At 43.3% G+C, this 25086-nt stretch carries 23 protein-coding genes; 9 read left to right on the top strand and 14 right to left on the bottom strand.

Annotated elements, in window-relative coordinates:
* The first annotated feature begins 107 nt into the window (after window positions 1-107).
* Window positions 108-1442, top strand: coding sequence for an AAA family ATPase (locus H6F44_RS08495; RefSeq protein ID WP_190350523.1), 1335 nt, complete (start codon window positions 108-110; stop codon window positions 1440-1442).
* A complete protein-coding gene (locus H6F44_RS08490) occupies window positions 1439-1879 on the top strand; it encodes a hypothetical protein (protein WP_190350522.1) in 441 nt (146 codons plus the stop codon). The genes H6F44_RS08495 and H6F44_RS08490 overlap by 4 nt, the downstream gene beginning before the upstream one ends.
* A gap of 140 nt (window positions 1880-2019) precedes the next feature.
* On the opposite strand, the gene psbV is transcribed toward H6F44_RS08490, so the two are convergent.
* The 7 genes from psbV to H6F44_RS08455 all read right to left on the bottom strand — a co-directional run bounded on the left by psbV (window position 2020) and on the right by H6F44_RS08455 (window position 12371).
* Window positions 2020-2520 (bottom strand): photosystem II cytochrome c-550, encoded by a 501-nt coding sequence (gene psbV, locus H6F44_RS08485; protein ID WP_190350521.1) that lies wholly within the window; start codon window positions 2518-2520, stop codon window positions 2020-2022.
* Window positions 2521-2790: 270 nt separating this feature from the next.
* Window positions 2791-4122: an FAD-binding oxidoreductase gene (locus H6F44_RS08480; RefSeq protein WP_190350520.1), complete on the bottom strand. Its 1332-nt coding sequence runs from the start codon at window positions 4120-4122 to the stop codon at window positions 2791-2793.
* Between the two features lie 286 nt (window positions 4123-4408).
* Window positions 4409-5551, bottom strand: a complete 1143-nt coding sequence (locus H6F44_RS08475) for a hypothetical protein (RefSeq protein ID WP_190350519.1) — start codon at window positions 5549-5551, stop codon at window positions 4409-4411.
* 3 nt (window positions 5552-5554) lie between these two features.
* Window positions 5555-6601 carry a DNA cytosine methyltransferase gene (locus H6F44_RS08470; protein WP_190350518.1) on the bottom strand — a complete coding sequence of 349 codons (1047 nt, stop codon included), beginning with the start codon at window positions 6599-6601 and terminating at the stop codon, window positions 5555-5557.
* Between the two features lie 21 nt (window positions 6602-6622).
* Window positions 6623-9499, bottom strand: coding sequence for an isoleucine--tRNA ligase (gene ileS, locus H6F44_RS08465; RefSeq protein ID WP_190350517.1), 2877 nt, complete (start codon window positions 9497-9499; stop codon window positions 6623-6625).
* 111 nt (window positions 9500-9610) lie between these two features.
* Entirely contained in the window at window positions 9611-10885 is a 1275-nt protein-coding gene (locus H6F44_RS08460; RefSeq protein ID WP_190350516.1) for a site-2 protease family protein, read from the bottom strand.
* 103 nt (window positions 10886-10988) lie between these two features.
* A complete protein-coding gene (locus H6F44_RS08455) occupies window positions 10989-12371 on the bottom strand; it encodes a CCA tRNA nucleotidyltransferase (protein WP_190350515.1) in 1383 nt (460 codons plus the stop codon).
* Window positions 12372-12429: 58 nt separating this feature from the next.
* Between H6F44_RS08455 and H6F44_RS08450 the strand changes: the two genes are divergently transcribed.
* Window positions 12430-12936 (top strand): hypothetical protein, encoded by a 507-nt coding sequence (locus tag H6F44_RS08450; protein ID WP_190350514.1) that lies wholly within the window; start codon window positions 12430-12432, stop codon window positions 12934-12936.
* Window positions 12937-13024: 88 nt separating this feature from the next.
* Here H6F44_RS08450 and H6F44_RS08445 read toward each other — a convergent pair whose 3' ends face one another.
* The 3 genes from H6F44_RS08445 to H6F44_RS08435 form a co-directional block, all read right to left on the bottom strand.
* Complete coding sequence (locus H6F44_RS08445) at window positions 13025-13423, bottom strand: ferredoxin (protein WP_190350513.1); 399 nt, start codon at window positions 13421-13423, stop codon at window positions 13025-13027.
* Window positions 13416-13802, bottom strand: coding sequence for a DUF1257 domain-containing protein (locus H6F44_RS08440; RefSeq protein WP_190350512.1), 387 nt, complete (start codon window positions 13800-13802; stop codon window positions 13416-13418). Before H6F44_RS08440 ends, H6F44_RS08445 begins: the two co-directional genes overlap by 8 nt.
* Before the next feature lie 133 nt (window positions 13803-13935).
* The gene (locus tag H6F44_RS08435) at window positions 13936-14166 is read right to left on the bottom strand and encodes a DUF2997 domain-containing protein (RefSeq protein WP_190350511.1); all 231 of its coding nucleotides are present in this window, start codon (window positions 14164-14166) and stop codon (window positions 13936-13938) included.
* Window positions 14167-14363: 197 nt separating this feature from the next.
* On the opposite strand from H6F44_RS08435, the gene H6F44_RS08430 reads away from it, so the two are divergent.
* Window positions 14364-14570 (top strand): hypothetical protein, encoded by a 207-nt coding sequence (locus H6F44_RS08430; RefSeq protein ID WP_190350510.1) that lies wholly within the window; start codon window positions 14364-14366, stop codon window positions 14568-14570.
* On the opposite strand, the gene H6F44_RS08425 is transcribed toward H6F44_RS08430, so the two are convergent.
* The gene (locus tag H6F44_RS08425) at window positions 14544-16745 is read right to left on the bottom strand and encodes an IMS domain-containing protein (protein WP_322096187.1); all 2202 of its coding nucleotides are present in this window, start codon (window positions 16743-16745) and stop codon (window positions 14544-14546) included. The genes H6F44_RS08430 and H6F44_RS08425 overlap by 27 nt on opposite strands.
* Window positions 16746-16940: 195 nt before the next feature.
* Entirely contained in the window at window positions 16941-18209 is a 1269-nt protein-coding gene (locus tag H6F44_RS08420) for a TetR family transcriptional regulator (RefSeq protein ID WP_190350509.1), read from the bottom strand.
* Window positions 18210-18340: 131 nt separating this feature from the next.
* Between H6F44_RS08420 and H6F44_RS08415 the strand changes: the two genes are divergently transcribed.
* The 5 genes from H6F44_RS08415 (at window position 18341) to H6F44_RS22960 (ending at window position 22079) form a co-directional block, all read left to right on the top strand.
* Window positions 18341-19213 carry an acyl-CoA desaturase gene (locus H6F44_RS08415; protein WP_190350508.1) on the top strand — a complete coding sequence of 291 codons (873 nt, stop codon included), beginning with the start codon at window positions 18341-18343 and terminating at the stop codon, window positions 19211-19213.
* Window positions 19214-19328: 115 nt separating this feature from the next.
* Entirely contained in the window at window positions 19329-19856 is a 528-nt protein-coding gene (locus H6F44_RS08410; protein WP_190350507.1) for a GNAT family N-acetyltransferase, read from the top strand.
* Between the two features lie 155 nt (window positions 19857-20011).
* Window positions 20012-20686, top strand: coding sequence for a phosphate signaling complex protein PhoU (gene phoU, locus H6F44_RS08405; protein WP_190350506.1), 675 nt, complete (start codon window positions 20012-20014; stop codon window positions 20684-20686).
* A 150-nt stretch (window positions 20687-20836) separates the two neighbouring features.
* On the top strand, window positions 20837-21970 hold the full coding sequence (locus H6F44_RS08400; protein ID WP_190350505.1) for a sugar phosphate nucleotidyltransferase: 1134 nt from the start codon (window positions 20837-20839) through the stop codon (window positions 21968-21970).
* On the top strand, window positions 21939-22079 hold the full coding sequence (locus tag H6F44_RS22960; RefSeq protein ID WP_206754447.1) for a hypothetical protein: 141 nt from the start codon (window positions 21939-21941) through the stop codon (window positions 22077-22079). Before H6F44_RS08400 ends, H6F44_RS22960 begins: the two co-directional genes overlap by 32 nt.
* A gap of 30 nt (window positions 22080-22109) precedes the next feature.
* Here the strand turns inward: H6F44_RS22960 and H6F44_RS08395 are convergent, their stop codons facing one another.
* Together H6F44_RS08395 and H6F44_RS08390 are read right to left on the bottom strand one after the other, a co-directional pair.
* Complete coding sequence (locus H6F44_RS08395) at window positions 22110-23282, bottom strand: N-acetylmuramoyl-L-alanine amidase family protein (RefSeq protein ID WP_190350504.1); 1173 nt, start codon at window positions 23280-23282, stop codon at window positions 22110-22112.
* Window positions 23283-23399: 117 nt separating this feature from the next.
* Window positions 23400-24974 carry an N-acetylmuramoyl-L-alanine amidase gene (locus tag H6F44_RS08390; protein ID WP_190350503.1) on the bottom strand — a complete coding sequence of 525 codons (1575 nt, stop codon included), beginning with the start codon at window positions 24972-24974 and terminating at the stop codon, window positions 23400-23402.
* Window positions 24975-25086: the final 112 nt, after the last annotated feature.

Here is a 25086-nt window from a genome sequence, read left to right as displayed (position 1 = left end):
CAATCAGTGAGGTTCTGATAGGGTAGCAAAACATAGATCGTAATAATTGTGCGTTAGTACTGCCATACCCAAATCCATCTGCCAATCTAGCCATATTGAGTATTTCAATGCTAAAGAGTTTGCGCTTAGAAAATTTTAAAAGTTTTAAAAATGCCGAACTTTCCCTTGGAGATTTGACGGTTTTAGTCGGGACTAATGCTTCAGGTAAGAGCAATATTCGTGATGCTTTTAGGTTTTTACATGGCATTTCGCGAGGGTATAGTATTGCTGATATTATTGGTGGTAAGTATGAGGATGGCGTACAGCAGTGGCAAGGTATAAGAGGTGGGACAAAAGAAATAGCCTATCGCGGAGCAAATTCATTTGCTATTTCTGTTTCTTTTTCTGTAGATGATGGGGATCAAAAATCTGAACTTGAATACTTTATCCAGTTAGGATTAGATACAACACATAATCCATTTCCATACATTAAAAAAGAGCATCTATCCTGTAATCAAAAAACTGATCCTATTTTTGAAGCAAGTTTTAATTTGAATCATCCAGTTTATCCCAATTCTAGTCAAATTCATTTTTTGGACTATCTTGAAGACTATACATTAGATATAGAAACTGATGAAGATATTTATGAACATTCTGTTTATGATTACTTAGCTAATCATATCCCTGTACTTGCTCAAGTTGCTAAGGGAGCTAAACCATATGGAGAGTTAGATCGAGAACAATTTTCACATTCAACAGCAAAACGAGTCTGCGAAATAGCTTTAAATGCCATAAACGAAATGAGATTTCTGGATCTCAGTCCTGATGTAATGAGACTGCCATCTTTTGCGGGACAAAATACATTGGGTGATCGCGGCGAAAATTTATCATCGGTAATGTTAGATATTTGTCGCGATCAAACCCGTAAGGCGATTTTATTAGATTGGTTGCAAGCCTTAACACCAATGGATGCAAAAGATTTTGACTTTCCCGAAGACTTTACTGGCAAAGTTTTACTAAGAATCGAAGAAGCAAGTGGTCAGAAAACAACTGCTTATAGTGCATCGGATGGAACATTGCGATTTTTAGGACTATTAGCAGCGCTTTTGGGTAATCAGCGATCGCGCTTTTACTTTTTTGAAGAACCCGAAAACGGTATTCATCCCAATCGTTTGAGTTTACTACTACAACTAATGGAGCAAGAAGTCGCTAATGGCTCAATGCAAATAGTGATTACAACCCATTCACCGCTTTTGTTAAATTTCCTCAGTCCTGCCAGTCTCGAATATGCCTCTTTAATGTATCGAATAGGCGATCGCGCCGAGTCACGCATCACTAAAATTATGGATATTCCCAATGCTAGGGAAATTGTTGCTAACGATGGGTTATCGAGCTTACTCGACTCAGGTTGGTTAGAAGATGCGATGTATTTCCTCGAAGATGAAGAGGTACAGAACCCATGAATGTTCTTGTAATTCCCGAAGATTTTACAAATGATCAAAACGCATTGCAACCAATTATAGAAGCGATGATGGCATCAATTGGTAAACCTAAAGCAAAAGTAAAAGTTTGTACTGATCCACGTTTGGGTGGAGTAGAACAAGCTTTGAAATGGGAAAAGATTCAACCTATATTAGATCGCTACAATATGGTTGACATATTCCTACTTTGTGTTGATCGTGATGGCAAACCGTCTCGGCGAGCAGAGCTAGATCACCTGACTAAAAAAGCCCAAAGTTTTCTCACAGATAAATACCAAAATCGTTGCAAATTTATAGCTGAATGCGCTTGGCAGGAATTAGAAGTATGGATTTTAGCTGGACAAAAAGATTTACCTAGAGATTGGTCTTGGAAGGAAATTCGTGGTTATTACAGCGATCGCTCAGCAGCTTTGACATGACTTCTCCCTCGTAATTCTTTGTTGCACATTGCGTATTTATACCAATTAACGAAAGTGTGACTACACTTTCGTTAATTGAAAACCAAACCCAGTAAGGGTTTTTAAACAAAAAAATGGCGTAGCCATTTCTTTATTCGGTATTAATAGTAAATCTTACCGCCACCCCATTGACTACCCAAGATTTTAGGTTGCAAAAGAATGTGACCAGCGATCGCTACTAGATTCTCATCGGTCAAGTTTCGCATTTCGGTAAAAATATCTGCACTCTTGGTACTGGGGTGTAATTCAGAGATTTCTATTTCACCATCGTAGGTAGTAGGGTTTTTCATATAATCCACTAAGCTTTTGATATTGTTACGCGGTGGTGTAGCTAGTGCTAGAGCTTGAGGATCTAATCCTACGTTCTGATCAGTCTTCGTTATGCCCCCAGCATGACATTGAGCGCAGGCGTAATTAAATAAACGTTTGCCCTCTTTCACTTGCTTTAGACTGAGAACGACGGGATCACCTTGATCGTTTAAGTCAACGGTGCGGATGTCTTCGCCTAATTCTAAAGCAAAAGAACTACCGACAAATAGCTGGAAATTTAACAAAGTAGCAACTAATACAACACTAATAATTTTTGTAAACTTTTTAAACATGGTTCCACTCCAATTTCAAAAATTTAATGCTCGAAATTTCCCAATTACTCGCTTTTTCTAGTGTTTAGAGCATTTGCCTGATACAAGGTGCGATCGCTATCAAAACAGCTTCCAATAGATCGCGAGATCATGTTCTTTAGCGAGTAGGAGATTGTTTTTGAGAGTATCAGAAGATCTCGCAGTTGCCAAGAGGTTGACACGCGATCGCTTCTCTCACAAGTATCTCTTATCGCAGTGTACAAGTTGTCTAGGACAACTTGTACAAGCTGCCTAAGTCCAAGCTCTCATTTTCAAAGGATTCATCAAGCCGTAAGGATCGACTAAACGCTTGAAGTCTAGCTGATTTTGATCAACGGTCTTCATGCCGCCATCTTCGAGAATGTAGGTATGGGGATTGGCAATGAATACGCCTTGGGATTCGTGGTACTCAATGATTTCATTGAGGCGATCGCCAGTTGTAAAGCGCACTAATTGCAGCGCCGCAGGAATGACCACCCCATTTACCCTTATAAACTCCAAATGCATGATCACTTCATCACCGAAATGTTCGTGCATCTTTTGCAATAAATGTAATTGCGGATCGTTGAGAAATAGGCTTTGCAGATAGGTTAAAGAAGCATCCGCAGCACGGGCATGGAGAGTGGTATGGTTCCATGAAAATTCTACTAGGCTAATCCCTTTACCCATTTCTTGTGTCGATTTCTCATAGCAAATTTCTCCTTGAAATTCCTTGACGAGGCTCAAAAATGGTTCGCGATCGCTGGCGGCAACTAAGATTAAAGCACAATGAGCATTTGCGGGAATATAGCTTTGTAAAGCGTTAAAGAATCTAGGAATTGGAGCCGCATGGACACTAATCATTTTTTTGATAATGCCATCGCTATTACCTAAGACTTGCCCAAACTTGGCGGCGGTCATGAAATCGGCAAAGCTCACCACAAACTCTTCCCAATCATAGGCAGGTGCAAGGGGAACTTCTAATTCTGTAATGATGCCATTTGTGCCATAGGCGTGATTCACCTTCTGCACATCGTCGCCGCGCAACTCGATGATCCTTGGCTGATCCTCAAGGGTGACGACCCGTGCCGCCCTAACATTGCCGCGATCGCGTAACTGTCCATACAACACCGAGCCGATGCCCCCACTGCCTCCCGCAATAAAGCCACCCACTGTTGCACTTCGCACCGTAGAAGGAACCATACGCGATTCCCAGCCAATTTCCTGTGCCTGTTTGTCCAATGCCGCTAGTTTAACCCCAGTTTCAACCCTTGCCAAACCTGCCTTAATCCATTTAATTGCTTGTAATTTGGAAGTCTCTAAAATTACGCCCCCCATGAGCGGTGTGCATTGACCATAGTTGCCAGTACCACTACCCCGCACCGTAATCGGCACTTTATATTTGACACAAGCTTGTGCAATTTGTAATACTTCCATCTCATCCTTAGGACGGAAGACAATATCCCCCACCTTGCCCGACAGCAAAGGCACTAAAACAGGACTGAAGTGATAATAATCTTCTGAAAGTTTGGCAACTTGAGCAGGGTTGATAATTGCCTCAATATGGGATAGCTCTTGAGATAGATCTTGAATCGATATTTGCATGATTAATTAAGAGGGGTTTTGATAATTCTGCTAATAGGATAATCATAACCGCAAGAACAAGCCTAAAACCCTTCAAGACTAACTCTGAGTGAATCTGCACCTAAACTTAGCGCAAATAAGATGGAAGCACTTACAAAAATAGAGAGCATCTTAGATTTGCATTAAAGCAATTTTTTGTGGATTTCATAATGGATTCCGCAAACAAAGGCTATGGATTTAGTTTTGCGTTAAAGCACTCTTACTCCCAAAAAGTTAGATGGCTAACATAGCGTGTAAAGCAGTTGTATTATCTAAACCTAGTGATTATTTCATTCCATTTTTGTTTGTGTTCAAAATTTATTTCGCAATCTTGTTCAATTAATGCAGAATAGTCATTGATAAATTCAGATAAATCATTGACTAGTCTCAGATAATACTTGATCGTTGGTAGTACCCCATTCACGATTATTTGACATTTGTATTTATTAGCTACTTCATCAATCATTCGAGAAATATCACTCACATCTTCTTGCTTAACATTCGCTGAAGATAAAATTAAATATCTCTGAGGATTAAATTTGGCTATTTTTTCTGTAGCGATCGCCACTATATGTTTATCTATAGGCTTCTCGAATTTAATTTCTATTACCTCTAAAAGAGAAGTAGGAGGTTCTGAATAATGAACTTCAATATCACCTGCACTTTTTGAAGTTCTATCTGAAGCGGTGTGACTACCCAATGGCTTTAAGATGCAGTTTTGATACCTGTTTACTTCTTTTATGATTAATTCATATATTGCATAAACGGCAATTACAGGCAATTTTGAAGTTCCCTTCGCTGTATAGGTTTTGCAGTAAAAATGTTCTTCCAATGCCGAAACAATATCGTTTATTTTGATCTCAGATTTTTTATTGTCATCGATTTTTGGGATTTCAATAGTTTCTTCTTTGGCTATTTCTACTACTGCTTGGAGTAAATAGATAGTCATCTGTTCAGCTATTTTTTGCTGGTTAGTTGACTTAACTTTCGCCTCCAGAAAATCTAGAATACTTAAAAAAGCATCTTTAACCCCTTTGCCGCCGATTTTACCTTGGTAGTCTATTAAATATGGAAATGGTTGTTCCAGTGAACGTGTTAACCATCCACTTTCTGACATTGAAGGCAATCCCAAAGATTTAAGAGTTGGTGTAATGTACTTTGTATCAATAGTTCTTCCTGAAAATCCATTTGGCAAATTTTCTTGGTGAAATCTAACATCTTGTTGGGGATGCAAAGTTTTATGTATTAGGAGAGTAACCAGTACTGTATACACTCCCTTTTGTTTAGAGCAGTTTTGAGCAATTAAATCAATTTTTCCTAAAATCTCTTGTGGTATTTTTTTAATTTCTACTACAGTAGATTTTTTAGATATTAGTTCGTATATTTGAATTAATTTATCTCGATGATTCATTTTTTAGCTAAAAAGTGATAATTGTTTAGAACTATATATGTTAGTTTGTATTAATTTAGATATAGGTTGAGATAATTCTTTCTTAACTTCTAATGCGATTTGATAAATCATCGGCACACATACTGAATTACCTATTTGCTTGTAAGAACTACCTAGTATTTCGCAAGATTTAAAATATTCTGGGAAACCCATAATTTTATAACATTCATTAATAGTTAGTTTTCTAACTCTATCCTCTGATGGAATATAGATAAAAAATCTTCCCGAAGTTTCTTGAGATGGAATAGTTGGATGAATTCCTTCTACTGAATAAATGCGATTTGGTTGATGATGCACTCTTGATAGATGTTCGGTATTAGGTCTTACTCCTTTCTTCCAAATACTTTTATTGGTTCTATAGCCCGTAAATATTAAGCCTGATTGTTGATGTTTAGGATTATCAATTAATGTGTATTCATCAGGTAATAAGTATTCAAATTTATCATCTTTACACAAAAAATCTTTTAATTTGGGAATTGGCTTAATAAGAGATAGATTTCTAAAATTAAAAACTTGTTTTTTACTGGCAATAATAACTAATCTTTCACGATGTTGAGGAACACCAAAATCCTTTGAATTGAGTAAAGCATAGCTAACGTAATAGCCTAACTCTTCAAGTGATTCTAAGATAATTGCTAAAGTTTTACCGCTATCGTGATAAATCAGATATTTGACATTTTCTAAAACGGCGATCGCTGGTTGTTTGGCTTCGATAATTCGACAAATATGGAAAAATAATGTGCCTCTAGTGTCTTCAAATCCCTTGCGTTTACCACAAATACTAAAAGGCTGACAGGGAAAGCCAGCCGTTAATACTTCAAAATCAGGAAGAGATCGCACGTCAATTTTGGTAATATCTGCAAATGGAGTTTCACCAAAGTTATTTGCATAAACCGCTTGACAAGTTGGATCAATTTCGCATGAAAAAACGCATTGGTAGCCTGCTTGGGTGAATCCCAGTCTAAAGCCACCAATGCCAGCAAATAGATCAATGAATCTTAATTGAGTCACAACTTAGTTAAATGCACTTATCTAAAAAGTACCTGCTAATGCACCAACACAGCGATCGCAAATATGAGGATGCTCGGTAGACTCACCGATATGAGTTGAGTAGTTCCAGCAACGTGGGCATTTCTCACCATCAGCTTTCGCGATCGCAATTTGTAAATTGGTTGCCTCTCCCTTAAAGTCAGCATCGGGTAAGCTATCGACAAGCTCGACCTGTGACACGATGAAGAGATAGCGCAAATCTTCTCCTAAGGATTCTAGATAAGCTTTCTGAGTTGCATCAGTGGCAACTAGTAAGACCTTCGCTTCTAGGGGTGCGCCGATCAGTTTGCCAGTTCTAGCGGATTCTAGGACTTTATTGACCTCAGAACGGACTTCGCGGAGATACTCCCATTTAGTTGCCAATTCGGGCTTGTACCATTCAGTATGTACAATAAACCAACCTGATTGGAATACGGACTTGGTAGGTGCGGGATAGGGTAAGTATTGCCAGATATCCTCGGCAGTATGGGCAAGCACTGGGGCGATTGCCTTGGCAATAGTCTCTAAGCAATACATCAACACGGTTTGGCAACTGCGTCGACGGGGAGCATTGGGCGCACTGATGTAGAGGCGATCTTTGGCAATATCTAAATAGAAGTTAGATAAATCAACGGTGCAGAAGTTTTGGATGGTTTGGAAGAAGCGCGAGAATTGGAATTTCTCGTATGCTTCGGTGATGTCCTTAGTGACTTCGGTGAGACGATGGAGGATATAGCGATCGCTTTCCGAGAGATCGGCATAGGGAACTAGCTGCTCCGCAGGTTGAAAATCAAAGAGGTTGCTGAGCAAGAATCTGGCGGTGTTGCGAATCTTACGCGACACATCGGACATCTGCGCCAAGATGGTTTTGCCGATGGGAACATCACCGTTGTAATCGACACTCGCTGCCCAGAGACGGATCACATCCGCACCATAGGGAGGTTCTTTCTTCTGGTCTTTGCCACCATTAATCACCACCATCGGATCAACGATATTACCGAGGGACTTACTCATCTTCTGTCCCTTTTCATCGAGGACAAAGCCATGAGTTAGCACCGTCTTGTAAGGTGCATAGCCATTAGTTGCCACGCTAGTTAAAAGCGAAGATTGGAACCAGCCACGATGTTGATCGGAGCCTTCAAGATACATATCCGCAGGATAGTTCATCGCATAGGGAACGGTGCGTGAATCATGGCTTTCGCCGCCGAGTACTCCTGCCCATGAAGATCCAGAGTCAAACCAGACATCCATTGTGTCCGTACCTTTACGATACTTGCGACCATTATTTTTATAGGCTTCAGGCAGTAATTCTTCCACTTCCCTTTCCCACCACACATCGGAACCATGGTCACGAATGAGCTCTTGAATATGGGTAACGGTTTCTTCCGTAAGCAAAGGCTCATTAGTTTCTTCGTCATAGAATACGGGAATCGGTACGCCCCAAGTGCGCTGACGGGAAATACACCAATCTGATCGCTCTTGCACCATTGACGTAATCCGATTCTCACCGATCGCAGGAATCCAGTTAACTTCTTTGATCGATTTCAATGCTTCTTCGCGGAAACCATCAACGGAGGCAAACCATTGCTCAGTAGCGCGAACAATCACAGGCTTCTTAGTACGCCAATCGTAGGGATATTTGTGGTTATAGGCTTCTTCTTTAATTAGGGTTCCATTAGCGGTCAAGATTTCCACAACCTTAGCATTGCCTTCTTTGAGAACGCTCAACCCTGCTAATTCTGCGCCAGCATCTTCATTGAAAATACCGCGATCATCCACAAGGGAAATCATGCCCAAATGATATTTTCTGCCCACGATAAAGTCATCTTGACCATGATTAGGCGCAGTATGCACTAAGCCCGTACCTGATTCGGCGGTGACGTGATCGCCTAAGACAATCGGACTAGGGCGATCAACAATGGGATGCTTAGCAATGGTTCCTTCGAGAACATCTCCCTTGAAGGTGTATCTCACTTCCAAAGATTGTTCAAAGGTGGCGGCTAACTTCTCAACCAGTTCTGTGGCGACAATATAATTTTTATCACCAGCCGCAACGATGCTGTAGTCAAGATGGGGATTAGCACTAATTCCCAAGTTTGCAGGAATTGTCCAAGGTGTGGTGGTCCAGATTACGGCATGGAGATTATCAAGGGAGGCGATCGCCTTCAACTTATCGCTAGATTGCGTGACTGGGAAAGCAACGTAAATACTCCGCGAAACGTGATTTTCGGGGTATTCCAATTCCGCTTCTGCGAGAGCAGTATGGGAACTGGGCGACCAATAGACGGGTTTCAAACCACGATAGATATAGCCTTTAAGTGCCATCTTCCCGAATACACCGATCTGGGCAGCTTCATATTCAGGTTTCAGAGTGTAGTAGGCATTCTCATAGTCTCCCCAAACGCCCCAACGCTTGAAGCCTGTCGCTTGTTCGTTAATCGTTTGCAGGGCAAATTCCTTGGCTTTTTTCCGCAATTGCAAAGGTGTTAAATTAGCACGTTCTTCGGCTTTGATATTTTGTAAAACCTTAAGTTCGATCGGTAAGCCGTGGCAGTCCCAACCCAACACATAGCGCACTTTATAGCCACGCAATAACTTATAGCGATTAATAATATCTTTTAAAACTTTGTTTAAGGCGTGACCCATGTGTAATGTCCCGTTGGCATAGGGAGGACCATCATGGAGGGTAAACACATCGCCTTTGTTGTTATGGGTGAGGTCTTTAAAAATACCTTGCTCTTGCCAAAACTTTTGAATCTCTGGTTCACGAATAATTGCATTTGCCCGCATCGAAAAGTCGGTTTGGGGCAAGTTAACGGTGTCTTTATATTCAAGATTACTGGCTGGATTCTCAGATTTGGCTTTAGGAGCAGAGGTCATGATACTAGGTGAGGTCAGTTTTAATAGAGTTTAGCCTCTATTATGACGCAATATTAAGCAAACAGCGATCAAGTTTAATCTCTATAGAAATTCCCTGTGCTACTCGAAATCTTATTTGGCTGTATCAGTATCAGCTAACTGTTTGCAGAGTTCGCTAAGGCGAAAGTTAGGTGGGAATTTACCATCAGATTTGATTTGTTTGATATATTCTGAGGGAATGCGCCACAATAAATGCGAATCTAAAGCTTTGATAATATCGCCATGATCGATTACCCCTGCCACTGACCCCACAGGCGATCGCACGATTAGATATTTAAGCTGCTTTTCTTCAAGGAGATTGATCACATCGGCGAGTTTTGTCTTGAGCTCAACCGTATCAACTTCATCAAGGGGATTGGCTAAGGACTGCACGGTTTGAGATGACCATTCCTTGCTATCGATATTGCGAATGACAACGCCAGAAATAACACCGCGATCGCGCCCATTGGCAGAAGCGATATAAATAGGATTGGCATCTTTATCTTCCATTAACAAAAATTTGTCGGCAAACTCTCTAAGGGATAAATCTGCATCGACTAGCCGAAAATCGCGGGTCATGGCAAATTCGGCGGTGATATTGAGCAATGCTTGCTGAAGATTGTTAATGTACAGATAGCTCCCTGCATTGCCAAACAGAAACCAACCGAAGAAAATCAAAAATAAGCCGCTCAAGTTGGTTAAGGCAATAAAGCCGCCCAATAGCATTACCAATATGCCAAAGGTTTGTCCCGATCGCGCCGCCCAACGTATTCCTGCTAAGCGATCGCCTGTCACTTTCCAGATGGCTGCTTTGAGCATCGTCCCACCCTCAAAGGGCAAGGCTGGAATCAGACTAAACACAAAGAAGATGAAATTAATGCGAGCAAAATTTAAGGCGATTAATGTCCAGATTGTCCGCAGGTTGCCAATGCTGTCGGGTAGAGCCTCGATCGCTTTAGGACTGCTAGAAAAGGCAACATCTCCCGCAATTAGCCAAGCGGCAGTAAACCCAATGATGCTCAAAACTAGGCTAGTTAGTGGTGCAGCGATCGCAATGCCAAATAGTGCTAAAGGCTTTTGGGGTTCTTGCTCAAGGTTATTGTTGCCTCCCCCCATAAACTGAAGATTAATGCTGTTGATATTTACACCTTGTGCTTTAGACATCAGAGCATGGGCGATGCGTGTCATGGCGATCGACAGGAAAAATAGAATGGCAGTAATCGCGCCATAGCCAAGGGCAAAGTTTGGTGAAAAGCGGCTATAAGCGCCACTTAGCCAAACCGCTAAAAAGCCAAGGATCAAAAACCAAGATACGTCTATATATAGGGGAATGCCTGAAATACTGCCGATGCGGATACCGCCTCTCATGATGTGTATGTCCTAAAGTTGTTGGCAGGGGAGATATGCTTAATTGCCCTAAGGCTTCATTTTATACTAAAGCCCCAAAGATAAGTAATGGCGCTTTATGCTGTCACTGGTTTAGATAGGCGATCGCCTGCTCTTGGGTCGTAATTAGCCCATCGATGGCGGCACTGCGAAGGGTTTGCAAAATCTCCCCCATTTGCTTGCCAGCGCCATAGCCTAGTTTTTGGAGATCTTTACCTGTGAGGGGGGCTTTGATCCTTTGCCATTTGGTTAAGTAATGCCAAATTATGCGCCTATGGGTGGGTAAACATTTTGCGGCGGCTAAAAGCAATGTATTTAGATCAAATTTTTGCAAGTACAGTGTTATTTTTGATGGCTGAGGGGATGCACTGCCAAATTCGAGACTAGATAAGTCGGCTAAAAGTTTGACTAAATTGATCTGGCGCAATTTTTGATCGTTAGTTAGTCCTAAGTTTAGGGAATCCAGTAATTGGTTGATGGGCTGAGTTAGTTGCACCAAATCGGGGCGATCGCCGTAACTTTTCACAACATGATCAACTAAATAGGAAATTAATAATTCGATCCCCAAATTAATCTGTGACGATCGCTTAGTTACAGGAACTTGCTGACTCAAATTCATCTGCTTTAGCCAATATTGCGATCGCCGCCATTGATGCTTAAAACTATGGAGATGCTTAACCTTTGGCAAATGTAAATCAGGGTGAATGCAGCGCAAAGCCCCTAAATTTTCTAAGTACGCAAACATTTGTGCCGACTTCGGTTCGGCAAGGGTGTAACTTAGCTCTGCCCTTAACCTCGCGCCGCCGATCGCATCATGGAGACCTGTGCTAGTCGTGGCGATCATTTCCGCCACCGTTTCATCGGCGATCGCAAAGCCAAGGCGCACCGCAAACCGCACCGCCCGAAATAGGCGACGGGGATCTTCGGCAAAAAGTCCTTGGCGGATACCCTGAATTTGACGCTGACGCAGATCCTCAATGCCATGAAAGCGATCGATCACCTCGCCTCTAGTGCCATGCACGGGATCAATTTGTACCGCCAGCGCATTTACTGTAAAGTCCCGCCGATAGAGATCCTGCTCAATATTGACAGCCCTCACCTCTGGATTTGCCCCTGCATAGGCATAATGCTCTGCCCTAGCGGTTGCCAAATCCATCGTAAAGTTAAGCGCCCCCTGCCAGACTAGTTCTGCCGTCTGGAATTTTTCATGGATCTGGATCTGGGATTCTGGGAAGATCTCATGCAAGGCGATCGCCACTTTAATCCCTGCATTTTCGCCACCATCAAACACCAAATCAATATCCTTAGGAAACTTAGGCGCTGTAACCTCAGCTTGCAAAATACCATCACGCACAATCCCCCCCACGGCAAAAGCGCGTAAATTCTGCTCAACCGCGATCGCCGCCGCCTTAGTGATAATTTGCCATTGTTCAGGGCTAAAAAAGCGATCGAAGTTGAGGATATACATTTGGGATTAGGATGATGATTAGCAGTTGCAACTAAATTTTAAAGAATTTATTAGTCCTATGAATTATTTGATCAGTGTTTGGAGCGATCGCATCAAAGCCGAAGAGGTCTATACCACCCTCGAAAAAGCTAATTTCCCTATGAATTGTATTTCTATCCTTGGCAAAGGTTATAAGAGCGCCAGTGAGTTTGGGTTTATCGATCCCCTTGTCCAAGGTAAAAAACAAGCCTTTTTAATGGCATATTGGCTAGTTCCCTTTGGTTTTTTTGCGGGTGTGGGCTTTAGTCTCGTCACCGATTTGCAAACCTTCGCTTGGGCTGGCACGATTGGCAACCATGCGATCGGTGGTTTGTTAGGCGCTTTTGGCGGCGCAATGGGTAGTATTTTTGTGGGTGGCGGCGTTGGTGTTGCCACAGGCAGCAGCGATACCGTTCCCTACCGTAACCGCCTAGACGAAGGCAAATATTTAATTATCATTCAGGGAACCGATCAAGAGGTTGTCCGCGCCAATCAAATTATGCGCCCCCTCCGTCCCGAAAATATTCAAGGCTATGTTGCCCCATAACTGCGCCATAACATTAATGCGCTTTGCGCTCAAAAATCAACCACGAAAAAGAAAACTACGCTGCGCGTAGTTTTCTTGAAAATGAGTCTTAAAAACTAGTATTGACTGCGCGGCGCAATGCTGCACCATCGCCAACAACACCTAAATTTTGAATAACCTGATGCTTTCTTGCTTCTTCTAAACGGTTCAGGTCGTTATAACTCACCCAAGCAATGCAGTCCACAGGACAAGTATCGATCGCCTCTTGAACCAGATCTTCCTCATCGCCATCTTGAGCGATCACCCGAGCCCTCCCATATTCCTGCTCTAAGAAAAAAGTGCCGCGAGCAGTGTGAGCGCAATGTCCACAGCCAATACAAACGGTTTCATCGACAAATACGGCGTTTTGTCGCAAATCACCGCCCAACTCAGGCTCAAAGCCAGAACGATAATCGATTTCTGACTCAGAGCTAGGCGATTGAACTGTACTTGGGGATAAATTATCCATGCCAGCGCTGCAAAACAAGACGCACAGAGCCATCTTCACGGACTTGCTGCTCCGCCAAACTAAAGCCCTGTTGGGTCGATTCGCCCATGACCGTGGCGATCGCGTAGCGTTGCGTTACCTTATGCAAAAAGCTTTCCACCGTCCAAGGCTGCTGCCAAAACTGCATATCAGCCACAAGCGCGTAAGCAGTGCCATTCCACTGAAAACCAACATCATAGCCATTCTCTTGTTCAATGACGACATCGGCAACGGTGGTATTGCCTTCGTAACCACGCATCGGTGCATCGCCAGATTTCCAATTGACACCTAAATCGGTGAGGGCTTTTTGCAGAGGCTCTAGGCTACGGATTTGGGTTTTAACTTGGCTAAAATGTGACATAGGGCGTATCCTAAAGTTTATCTAAAGTGGATTTAAATACAACCTACCGACAGGGACAAAGAGCGCCACTATCGATAAATTATTTGAGCTTTAAGTCAGCGCCAAGCGCTTGATCTGTCTTTTATTATAGTGATTATTCCCATTGGCTAAATCGAGTCACATCTTCAACGGACAAACGATCAGGTTGGCTATTTGAGACTAAGCTTTGATTGGCAAAATTTTCAGAAGTTAGCTCACGATGGGCAACTATGCCTAACTTTGCTTCGATCGCTGCTGTCACCTCAGCACAACTAGAACCGATGATGCCCGTGACGCGCTCTTCGACCCGACCATCAGGATAAATAATAAATTCCAGAGTTTCCATACTGGCTCTAGTTATTGAATTAATAGACAGTGTGACGCAAATCTCCCATAAACGTCAATAAGCTATCATCGAAAAATCAATATACTTTCCCCAGTGTTTTACTAATGTCTATCCACCCTGCGGCTTTCAGGTGAGTACGGTACGAGATTCTGTCTCAAGGAATAAAGCTAGGAAAGTCTTTTTGCTGAAGAGAAGCAATGAAAGTAGAAACAGCAGCATCTAAATCTGCTCTAGTTCTAGGCTTAAGTCTGCGTAAAAAAGCCTTTAATTGTGATCAAAGCATTTCAATGATCGCCTATCTCAAAACCCGCCATCACCGCGCCATCACCCCGCCCAAAAAGCGATCGGCTATCCCTAAAGATACATCATGGATATTCTCAAAATACCAGCATTTCTCTAATTAGCCATTTATTGTCCTTGCGGACTAGATCATATTCAACGGTGTAATTGGCATCAGCCTTAGATGCACCACTATCCAACTCACCGTTACTAAAGAAATTGCGCGACTCAGAGATTTTGGCAATGACCTTGGCTTTGGTTTCGCCATCGGCAATTACTTGATCAACTCTGGTGGATTTAGTTTGGTATTGCAGATAAGAATTACTGGCTTTCAGCTCCTTCGCACGACTTCTCCAATCGCTGAGCGCAGGCTCTGTCAAAATTTCTTCGAGAATGTTTTCTTCATAGGTATTGCCAAGGGCCTTTGACTTAGTTGCTTGCCATGTTTCGATTAATCTTGTGGCTGTTTCCTTATTGAGTGGGCCAGATTGGGCGATCGCTGCTGCTTGTGGTGCTTGGCTAGACTGGGCTAAGGTGGTGATTGGTTTTTCCAGTGGCACAAAGGTTCTGCTGCGGGTTGGACTCATCAGGCTGTTAATCGCCCAAACCACTAAGGTAAATGTGCCGCCGATCAGGGCGATCGCTATGGCAATGACAATGGCTAATCGCCCAGTATTAAACTTACGTTTGGGAGCGGTGGGAACTGAAGGCGCATGATTGGGACTAGGGCGTTTAATCTCGCGTACTGCTTCATTGATATTTTTAGAGCGTGGCGGTGGTACATGACCTGTACGCGGCGATCGCGGCAATTCACCTCTGCCATTGTTATTCGCAGCACTAGAGCGACTTATTAGAGGCGCATTTGACCTCTGGAAACGGGTTGGTGGTTCAGGACTGTAATCTGTTAGTCTTTGCTCATTAGCTGTATCTAAACTATTGGCCGCGCTGGTCTCAGCGTTAAGATTAACCGATGAGTTACCAGATAAACTGCCCGATGCGCTGGCAAAATTGCCTCTATTCTCTCTACGCGATCGCCCCTCATCTAGACCCAAGCCCCCACCCACAGGCGCAGTCCATTCTGAAGATATCGCGCTAGTGTTGGGCAACTCTTCTAAATAGGACTGAACCTGATCATCAGCAAAATAATCCTTAAGGGATACGATCTGATTCATCAGGTCGCGAAAATGGGGATATACTTCTTCTTGTAACCAACGCTCACTATAGAGGCATAGCCCTGGCAATAGATCGGGAGCGCCTTCAGAGTTTTGACGAATAAATGCCACCTGATCATCCTCAGCGCTATTATCAATGGCAATGCTCGCCTCCTCAGTTTGTCCCAACAGCAAGGCACATACGGCTTTTTCTAAATATATGTCCTGTCTAGCACTTAGCTTGACTAATAAGCCCTTGGCACGGCGAATCAGGGCGGGCTGGCGCTGCGAAAAGCCCCTAGCAATGAGGGCATATACTGCCAAATATGTAGCTACTGAGGAAGGGCGGCGTGCCTCTTCTTCAAAAAGAGTTTGCTGCTCTAGGGTGGTCATATAACTGCGTAACTGTTGAATAAATCGCAGAAAATCATCAATCCCCAATCCCGAATAGTCATTGCCAGAACCGTCAATACCGCGCCGCGCATCTAACATCTCTTGCAAAAGCAATAACCCCTTGCGGTGGTTATTGGTCTGATTGTCAGGTGCAGAGAGCAGTTCGAGGATGCGATAGGGGCGCAGACGAAATAGATCCGCCTGGATTTCACTGCGAATGCTTAAAAATAAACCTTCACGCAGCAAAATTTCTTGGGCAGACTCAAGGGCATCGGCGGCGGCTTCGTACTGACCTTGCTTCCAAGATTCGCGTCCAAGGTCTAGATAGGACAGTGATACTGATAGCAATAGGTCAGGATCGTGGGGCGAAACGCGAGGTGATTGATATTCGGCTTCTTCGGGATCGTAGTAGGGACGGGCAATATTAAGAACTTTTTCGGATTCTCCTAGCTCGTACAGGATCAGCAGCAAACCTGCAAAGTCTTTTTCATCGGCTTCGATTTGTGGGGGCAGGGGGGCAGTGGCTGTTTGAGTATTTCCAGTTTCCGCAAGTTCAGGATCACTACTGGTTTGATTGGCATCGGTGAGGGTTTCGTAAGCTTTGTCGATAATGCGCTTGCGTGAGGCGATCGCCGCATCAGAATATTCTCGCCTTGGCATTGACAGCAGGCGATCGCGATGGGCTTGATGAATCTTGTCTAGCCCTGACAGATGCGTTAATCCGAGAATACGATAACAGTCTAGGGGAACTCTCACTTTACTTTTTTACCCGAAACTTCAATTGGAAATGCCGATCTAAATGCCGATAATACCAATCCGACTGTTCATATGCTATGTATAGAACGCCCGAATTATACACCAAGATAATCGGTAACAGTGCTTTGCGCTAAATTAAGGCTTGGGTAAATTTTACAGGTACAACTTCGTTTTGAATGTAAAGTAGCCAAAATATCAACAGGTTGCGTCAAGGGCGATCGCCCGATTGATAGCAATTTTTTCATTAAGCCGCGCTTGATAGATTGCCAGTTCCTGCGGGAGGACACCACTGATAATGCCAAAGCTATCTAAGTCCATCCCCCGCGACAGCATTTCGAGACACCATGTATGCCTTGCTTGATCAATTTTTAAGGGCGTACCGTCAGCATTGCGGTAGGGCATTGTCCAGCGCTCCCATAGCTGCTCGATCTCTTCTAGGGCTAAGGGTTTGCGATCGTCGCCGCCAAACATTAAGTCGGTTGTCTGATTGTTAGAAATATTATTGGAAATATTCGTAGTGCCAATATTTTTATGGCGCATCTTGAGATAAGCACTAAGAGGATTGTTGCTAGCGGAGCCATAGCGATGCCCTAATATTTTTTGGTTAAGCGGTACTGAGCGCTTATTGCCATGACTGCCAGTGACACAAAGGATACCGTGATTACCCTGATGTTGGTAATCACTGAGACGCAGCTTTGTAATATCTCTAGCCGTTAAACCCGATGCAAATAATAAATAAGCGATCGCATAGTCGCGCACACTAAATTTTTTGGCTTGTAACATAATTTCACGCACAGTATCAGCGCCAATATCCATAATCGGATGCGCCTGTGCCATCGGCATCACCTCTTGCACAAACATATCAACCAATGTATTGACAAATTCATCGCGATCGCTCCAGACCGCCTGTACATCGCTCGTCAGCGTAATCACGGCATACCCCAAAATGCAGGTATTCAGCAAATTAGCAACTTTAATCGCAGGGACAGGATATGGCAGTCGCGACTTGATTAATACTTCGTGAATAGCATTGGCGATCGTCTGATTAACTTGGTTAATACCTTGGGCAAGCGCCTGACGGCTTTCATGGGGATACTGCCCAGCCTCACCCACCAGCGATCGCACCAACTCAGGCACGCTCTCTAGCGCCCTTAATGAATTTTGGATATAATATTTAAGAAAGCGACGCAAATCGCCCTGACTAGAGATATCCGACACCATCAGAGACTCTCCCACTTGTGCCAACACCAAATATTTTTGCAAACATTCTTGCAGTACAGCTAACAGTAACCCATGTTTATTGCCAAAATGTCGAAATAATGTAACCTCATTAACCTTGGCAAAATCAGCAATTTGGCGAGTGGTTGTTTCGGTAATGCCCTGACTAGCAAATAATTCCAAAGCTGTATTGACTATGCGTTGACGAGTAGGGGTGCGCGACACAGGCACGGATGTATGTACCATCAGATATGTTAATTGGTATATTTTGCAAGTGATACTTGCATTATTGATGAATAAGCGGTTAGACTTATGCCAACTGTAAGTGATACTTGCATCATATAGCTGCTTTACCTCACAAAATTTTTTAATATTTCATGACCGCCAACATCCAAATCCCCATCGCTGAACAGAAATTGAACTGGGTAAACATTGCGTTTTTCAGTGCATTTCATATTGCTGCCCTCGTACTCGCCCCTTTTTATTTTTCATGGCAAGCTGTATTGCTTACAGTTTTCCTGCATTGGTTGTTTGGCAGTATTGGCATTTGTCTTACTTATCATCGCTTACTGAGCCATCGTAGCTTTCAAGTACCTAAATGGCTTGAGTACATTTTGACCACTATTGGCGCTTTGGCAGTACAGGGTGGACCAGTGTTTTGGGTGGGTGGTCATCGCCAACATCACGGTTTTACCGAAGACAATCAAAGAGATCCTTACTCCGCTAATCGTGGTTTTTGGTTTAGCCACATCATGTGGATTATTCGATCGCGCCCCGAACATTTTCAACGCGAAAATTATCAGAAATTTGCGCCCGACCTTGCCAGTGATCCATATTACGCATTCTTAGATAAATATTTTCTATCCTTGCAACTGCCCTTGGGTGCACTGATGTACTTCATTGGTGAAAACTTATTTTCAGGCTTGGGTTGGTCTTTTGTGGTCTACGGAATGTTTGTTAGGTCTGTGATTTTGTGGCATAGTACTTGGCTAATTAACTCTGCCTGTCACAAATGGGGTTACAAAAACTTTGCTGAAACCCCCGATCATTCAACTAATCTATGGTGGGCAGCAATCCTTACCTATGGTGAGGGCTGGCACAATAATCACCATACCTTTCCTAAGTCTGCGCGGTCAGGTTTGATGTGGTGGGAGCTTGATCCCACTTGGTCAATAATTAAACTACTGCAAACAGTTGGCTTGGCTAAAAAAGTGTATTTAGCCGATCCTTGGCTACCGAAATCAAACTAAAAAAAAGGGCGCTTAGCGCCCTTTTTTTATCAGTTGATAGACAAAACTGATACATTTAACCGATACATTTATATGTATATCTGTATGCGGCTAATCAACAAGGAAAAGTAAATACATGGATCACCGCCACATTCGCTTTAGCGATCGCCAAGAGGATGTTGACATTCATCAATTGCAAGCACTGTTTAAAATGGGGACATTTTGGGCAAATACAAGAACTGTGGCGGATATGGAAATCGCGATCGCTAATTCTAAGCCCGTCGTCACTGTATGGGACGGCGATCGCCTCATCGGTCACGCAAGGGCAACCAGCGATGGCATCTACAGAGCAACTATTTGGGATGTCGTGATCGCTACCCAATATCGCGGCGCAGGTTTAGGGCGTAAACTTGTGCAAACCGTACTAGCACATCCCCATGTTTGCAACGTGGAGCGAGTCTATCTCATGACTACCCACCAGCAAAAATTTTATGAACAAATTGGCTTTGACAGCAACACATCAACCACCCTAGTACTATTCAACCACCGCTTCAGTGGCGATCGCGCCATGCAACTCCCCGCATCGATCCCTGAAGTAGAAGAATCTGTAACAACCAGCGATCGCGTGCTATCAGTTAGCAGTAGATACAGCGCTTTGCGCTGACTGAAAACCCATTAAAAGCTTTAATAGGGCTATATATACGGCATAGCATTCTTTAGCACTTTAATTAATTAATATTAGTGTTATGTTAGTTTAGTTAATTTCGCTTTGCTATTCGTATTATTTACTTATATCCCATTTAAGTTTGGTGGGAGTTCATGGTTGACACCTCATATACAGGTCAAAGACGCACAAGGAGCGAATTTGAACGGCAACTACAAAGGCTAGAGCAAGATACCCTGCGAATGGGCGCACTAGTCGAAAATTCATTTCTCAAAGCTCACGCCGCCTTATTTGAGCGTGACCTAGAATCAGCCGCGCTCATTGACGCTCAAGAAGAACAAATTGATCAACTCTATCGGCAGATTGAGAGCGACTGCATTAGTCTCATCACATTGCAATCGCCAGTAGCCCGCGACCTGAGGTTGCTCAGCGCTCTCATGCAATTGATCCGTGATATTGAGCGCATCGGCGACTATGCTGAAAACCTCGGAGAAATTGCGATCAAACTTTTTCCTTATCCAGCATCGCCATACCTCAGCGAACTACAAGTCATGTCCAATCGTTGTCGCGCCATGCTGGCAATGAGTTTAGAAGCCTTAGCCAACCTCGATGCCAATATTGGCATTCAAATCAAAGCCAAAGATGATGCCGTTGACCATGACTACAAACATATTTACAATCTTTTGGCATCCCAAAGAATTTATGGCGAACCAATGGAACCAGTCATGCTCATGGTATTGGCAATCCATCATTTAGAAAGAATGGCGGATCACGCCACCAATGTTGGGCTAAGAGTGGCTTATATTGTTACAGGCAAAAGAGTTCGTTAAACCCAGAAAGGATCTTGAGTAGTGCAAAGTACTGCTTAAAAATCTTTTCTGGGCTTTAGGTTAGCGCAAAGCGCTGTAAAGGTATCCTTAAGTAAGAAGATTTGCCAAGTAACAGGGAGAATCTAGCGTAATGACAGGAGAACATAATCTATGAAAGCCATGATTTTGGCTGCGGGCAAAGGAACTAGAATTCGCCCAATCACAAATATTATGCCCAAACCCATGATTCCCATCATGCAAAAGCCTGTGATGGAATTTTTGGTTGAATTGCTAAGACAACACGGCTTTGATCAAATTATGGTCAATGTCAGCCATCTATCTGAAGAAATTGAGAACTATTTCCGTGATGGTCAAAAGTTTGGCGTACAGATGGCATACTCCTTTGAGGGGACAATCATTGATGGCAAGTTGCAGGGCAGCGCCCTTGGTTCGGCGGGGGGATTGAAAAAGATTCAAGACTTCTCTCCCTTCTTTGACGATACTTTTGTGGTTTTGTGTGGGGATGCCCTGATTGACCTTGATCTGACCTATGCCGTTAATTGGCATCGCCAGAAAAAATCCCTAGCTACAATTATTACCAAAACAGTTCCTAAGGATCAGGTGTCAAGCTATGGTGTAGTAGTTACAGATGCTGATGGCAAAATCAAAGAATTTCAGGAGAAGCCCAGCATTGAATCTGCCTTGAGCAATACGATTAATACTGGTATCTATATCTTTGAGCCAGAGATCTTAAACTATGTACCGTCAGGGGTTGAGTTTGATTTGGGTAGTGATTTATTCCCTAAGTTGGTGGCTGCCGATTTACCTTTTCACGCCATTTCTATGGATTTTCAATGGGTCGATATTGGTAAAGTTCCCGACTATTGGCAAGCAATTCAAGATGTATTGTCTAATAAAATCAAAAATGTGAATATTCCAGGACATGAAGTGCATCCTAATATTTACGCAGGGCTGAATGTGTCGGTAAATTGGGATAAGGTGGACATTCGTGGACCTGTTTATATTGGTGGGATGACGCAAATTGATGACGGTGCAACTATTATTGGTCCGACAATGATTGGACCTAATTGCCATGTATGTAGTGGAGCGGTGGTGGAGCGTAGTGTTATTTTTGAATATTCGCGTTTGTCTGATGTGCGCCTAGTGGATAAGTTGGTATTTGGTCGCTACTGTGTCGACAAAACAGGGGCAACTATAGATTTACAGGCGGCGGCGCTAGACTGGCTAATTACGGATGCGAGACATCAGCACCATGTCTATTCGCCCCTGGATACTACTAAATAGTAATACGGCGCTTTATGCTCAAGCCCAAACCATTAGAAACCTTGAAAGTGTGGCTAAGCTAGGCTATCAAGGTTTCCAATGTAGTTGGTTTGGGCGACAATTATTGTAAATAAACAGAGTGGGTAGGGCGCAAAGCGTCTTACTCTTCCCTAGCGTTACGGGCACGCATAAACTGATCAACGCCCTTGGCGATCGCCTCTGCCATGAGCTTTTGATAGTTGGGATTATTGAGATTTGCAGCTTCATTGGGGTTAGTCACAAAACCCGTTTCCACCAAGATCGCTGGCATTGAGGTTCGGACAATTACATAGAAGCCTGCGGCTTTAGGACCGCGATCATTAGCCCTTGTATCTGCGATGATCTGGGATTGTACCAATGTGGCAAGCTCACGCCCAGTAGATGAACCCCGCGCAAAAAATGTTTCCACGCCATTCACATTACTACTACGCGATGCCAGAGAATTTGCATGAATGCTAACAAATACATCAGCATTGACCCGTTCTGCAAGAGCAACCCTTGGGGCTAGGTCAACTTCGACATCATTGGTACGGCTGTAATAGACTGTGTAACCCATACTTTGTAAACTCTGCCCCAGAAATAGGCTAATGGGTAAAACCACATCTTTTTCCTGAATGCCATTGCCGATCGCCCCAGGATCGCGCCCACCATGACCTGGATCAACTAAAATTACGCCGCGACGGCGATCGCCATTATTAACAATCGTACTGTTTGTTGGTGGATTAATCGGTATTGCAGGATTAGGATTATTGGGTTGATTGCCTGCAACAGGTACAACACTGTTAAGAGAAACCTGTAAATTGACAGTTTGATTGTTTGCCCTCTGAACTTCGCGGATCTGCCAGCCAGCGATCATCTTGATGCCAATTTCTACGGAGTTGCCAACCTGTGACAACCGAATTCGTTCGATTGGACTGTTTGCGGCAAGGCTAGGGCGTTGGAGGTTAGCAGAAATCTTGGCATTTGTCACAATCAATCTATAACTACTCGAAGGCATATCAAAGCCGATTTGATAGTTGATTGGCTTGCTTGCCTCAATGATTAACTGTCCTGTACTGGTGAACGATAGTTTTTCAATGGTGGCATCATTGGCGATCGCGGGTGATGGCTGCGTAATTACATTAGGGTTGATGGGAGTAGGTGTTTGAATCGACTGCGCTTGCAATTGCTCGACTAGTCCATAGCTAGTCGCCATGCTCATGAAAATTCCGACAGCTAGTTGCCGATACAGCAAAATAATTCTCCCGTAGTTATACAAGTTTTTTAGCTTGAGCGACTGCACAGCTAGATTCATAGAATATCGTCAAAGGTCTTGCTGAGTGGCGCAGAGATATTTTTAAATTTCAAAAGTGTTGCAGAACGCCATCTTTTAAAATGTTTCTGGATGTCAAATCAATACAAGTTGCTGTATCTACCTACGGTAAGACCTTAGAAATTGGTCAACACCTATAGCGATCGCTTCAGCCATTTTGCCTTGATAGATCGGATTAATTAGCTTGCTTGACTCTGAAGGACTTGTAATAAAACCAGTCTCCACTAAGATAGCAGGCATCGAAGTTTTAGTGACGACATAAAATCTAGCTGATCTCACACCACGATCATTTGCACCAGTACTAGCAATAATTTGTTGCTGCACTAAGTTTGCGAAACTGTTACCCAGAGACGAACCAGGTGCATGATAAGTTTCAACACCATTTACCTCAGATGAGCTAGCATCTAGAGAGTTGACATGAATGCTTACAAACACACTAGCATTGGCATTGTCTGCCATAGCCACCCTTGGCTCTAGATCAATTTCTATATCCTCGGTGCGAGTATAGGCTACCGCATATCCCATCTGCTGTAAAAACCGCCCTAACTGCAAACTCATAGCCAAAGTAATATCTTTCTCATGATTGCCATTGCGGGTTGTGCCTACATCAGCACCGCCATGCCCCGCATCAATCATGACTAGTTGGCGGCCATTTAGATTGCCTGCACCTAAGTTTGGTGGGTTTGTAGGGTTGGCGATCGGGATATTGGGGTTCTGACCAATCGGATTAGTGATTTTGCCAACAATGCCAACACTATTTAATTGCAAAGGAATTTCTAAAGGATTAGGACGATTGGCTTCTTGTATTTGCCAACCCGAAGTTGTTTTCACGCTCACAACCACAGAGCTGCCAACTTGATTTAGCCGAATTTGCTCAATGGGGCTACTAGCTCCCAAAACTGGGCGGCGTAACCTTGGAGAAATGCTTGCTGAGGGAATTGTAAAACTATAAATATTACTGACAGCATCAAAATTACCACGATAGGAAACTGGACGATTAGCCTGAATTACCAGTTGCCCGTAACCATTAAAAACTAGCCCCTCAATTATTGTTGCGATGGGATTTACTGATCGGGGGGGATTGCTTGAGGTGGTGGTAACACTAGCTAGACCGCCGACAGGACGCAACCAAAATATGCCCCGACTTTGATCAAATGAGCTTTGCCAGCTAGTCGGCTCCGCACCATCAAGATCAAAAACTAATCTAGCGATCGCTGGCGACTTTTGAAATTGGGCTACTCGAACTTGTTTGATCCCGTAGCGATTGATCGGCAAAACCGAATTATGTAGTCTTGGCGCAACCTCAGTGGACTGCAAATCTAAAATAATGCGATTAGGGTTATTCACCCGCAAAGTAGTGATCTGCGGCACACCATTAATAGCTAGGGCTAATCCATTGGTTTCATTGCCAATACCTCTTAGCTGTAACTGAGTTGATGCTGTTGGTGACGGCAACTGTGCTAAGCGATCGCTGCTTGGTAATGTATTCGACAAAGTTACCTGCCCCTTAGGCACTGTTAATTGCCGATGCAAATCTTCAGCATTGCCAGCGCTCACAGACAAACCGCAGCTTGATAAAAAAACAACTAGCAACCCTAGCGATCGGCTATGCAGATCACAATACTTGCGATAGCTTTGGCAATAACGTTTGTAATGTTTTTGAATATGAATCAATTGGTTTACTCCTGACGGGGCGACAAAAGATATGGGAAGTATGAGTAGATGGGGATTTGAGGATTTAAGATAAAAAAGATAGGTCAAGTCATAGTAAGTATGACCTATCTAG

It is taken from the genome of Pseudanabaena cinerea FACHB-1277, assembly GCF_014696345.1.
In the GTDB taxonomy this organism is placed as follows: domain Bacteria; phylum Cyanobacteriota; class Cyanobacteriia; order Pseudanabaenales; family Pseudanabaenaceae; genus Pseudanabaena; species Pseudanabaena cinerea.
Note: the sequence above shows the minus strand (reverse complement) of the source record. Positions and strands in the feature narration are given on the sequence as shown.

Bases quoted from the DNA above. Each gene is read 5' to 3' on its own strand.
- H6F44_RS08495 (WP_190350523.1), top strand. From the start codon at position 108: ATGCTAAAGAGTTTGCGCTTAGAAAATTTTAAAAGTTTTAAAAATGCC.
- H6F44_RS08490 (WP_190350522.1), top strand. From the start codon at position 1,439: ATGAATGTTCTTGTAATTCCCGAAGATTTTACAAATGATCAAAACGCA.
- psbV (WP_190350521.1), bottom strand. From the start codon at position 2,520: ATGTTTAAAAAGTTTACAAAAATTATTAGTGTTGTATTAGTTGCTACT.
- H6F44_RS08480 (WP_190350520.1), bottom strand. From the start codon at position 4,122: ATGCAAATATCGATTCAAGATCTATCTCAAGAGCTATCCCATATTGAG.
- H6F44_RS08475 (WP_190350519.1), bottom strand. From the start codon at position 5,551: ATGAATCATCGAGATAAATTAATTCAAATATACGAACTAATATCTAAA.
- ileS (WP_190350517.1), bottom strand. From the start codon at position 9,499: ATGACCTCTGCTCCTAAAGCCAAATCTGAGAATCCAGCCAGTAATCTT.
- H6F44_RS08460 (WP_190350516.1), bottom strand. From the start codon at position 10,885: ATGAGAGGCGGTATCCGCATCGGCAGTATTTCAGGCATTCCCCTATAT.
- H6F44_RS08455 (WP_190350515.1), bottom strand. From the start codon at position 12,371: ATGTATATCCTCAACTTCGATCGCTTTTTTAGCCCTGAACAATGGCAA.
- H6F44_RS08450 (WP_190350514.1), top strand. From the start codon at position 12,430: ATGAATTATTTGATCAGTGTTTGGAGCGATCGCATCAAAGCCGAAGAG.
- H6F44_RS08445 (WP_190350513.1), bottom strand. From the start codon at position 13,423: ATGGATAATTTATCCCCAAGTACAGTTCAATCGCCTAGCTCTGAGTCA.
- H6F44_RS08440 (WP_190350512.1), bottom strand. From the start codon at position 13,802: ATGTCACATTTTAGCCAAGTTAAAACCCAAATCCGTAGCCTAGAGCCT.
- H6F44_RS08435 (WP_190350511.1), bottom strand. From the start codon at position 14,166: ATGGAAACTCTGGAATTTATTATTTATCCTGATGGTCGGGTCGAAGAG.
- H6F44_RS08430 (WP_190350510.1), top strand. From the start codon at position 14,364: ATGAAAGTAGAAACAGCAGCATCTAAATCTGCTCTAGTTCTAGGCTTA.
- H6F44_RS08420 (WP_190350509.1), bottom strand. From the start codon at position 18,209: ATGGTACATACATCCGTGCCTGTGTCGCGCACCCCTACTCGTCAACGC.
- H6F44_RS08415 (WP_190350508.1), top strand. From the start codon at position 18,341: ATGACCGCCAACATCCAAATCCCCATCGCTGAACAGAAATTGAACTGG.
- H6F44_RS08410 (WP_190350507.1), top strand. From the start codon at position 19,329: ATGGATCACCGCCACATTCGCTTTAGCGATCGCCAAGAGGATGTTGAC.
- phoU (WP_190350506.1), top strand. From the start codon at position 20,012: ATGGTTGACACCTCATATACAGGTCAAAGACGCACAAGGAGCGAATTT.
- H6F44_RS08400 (WP_190350505.1), top strand. From the start codon at position 20,837: ATGAAAGCCATGATTTTGGCTGCGGGCAAAGGAACTAGAATTCGCCCA.
- H6F44_RS22960 (WP_206754447.1), top strand. From the start codon at position 21,939: ATGTCTATTCGCCCCTGGATACTACTAAATAGTAATACGGCGCTTTAT.
- H6F44_RS08395 (WP_190350504.1), bottom strand. From the start codon at position 23,282: ATGAATCTAGCTGTGCAGTCGCTCAAGCTAAAAAACTTGTATAACTAC.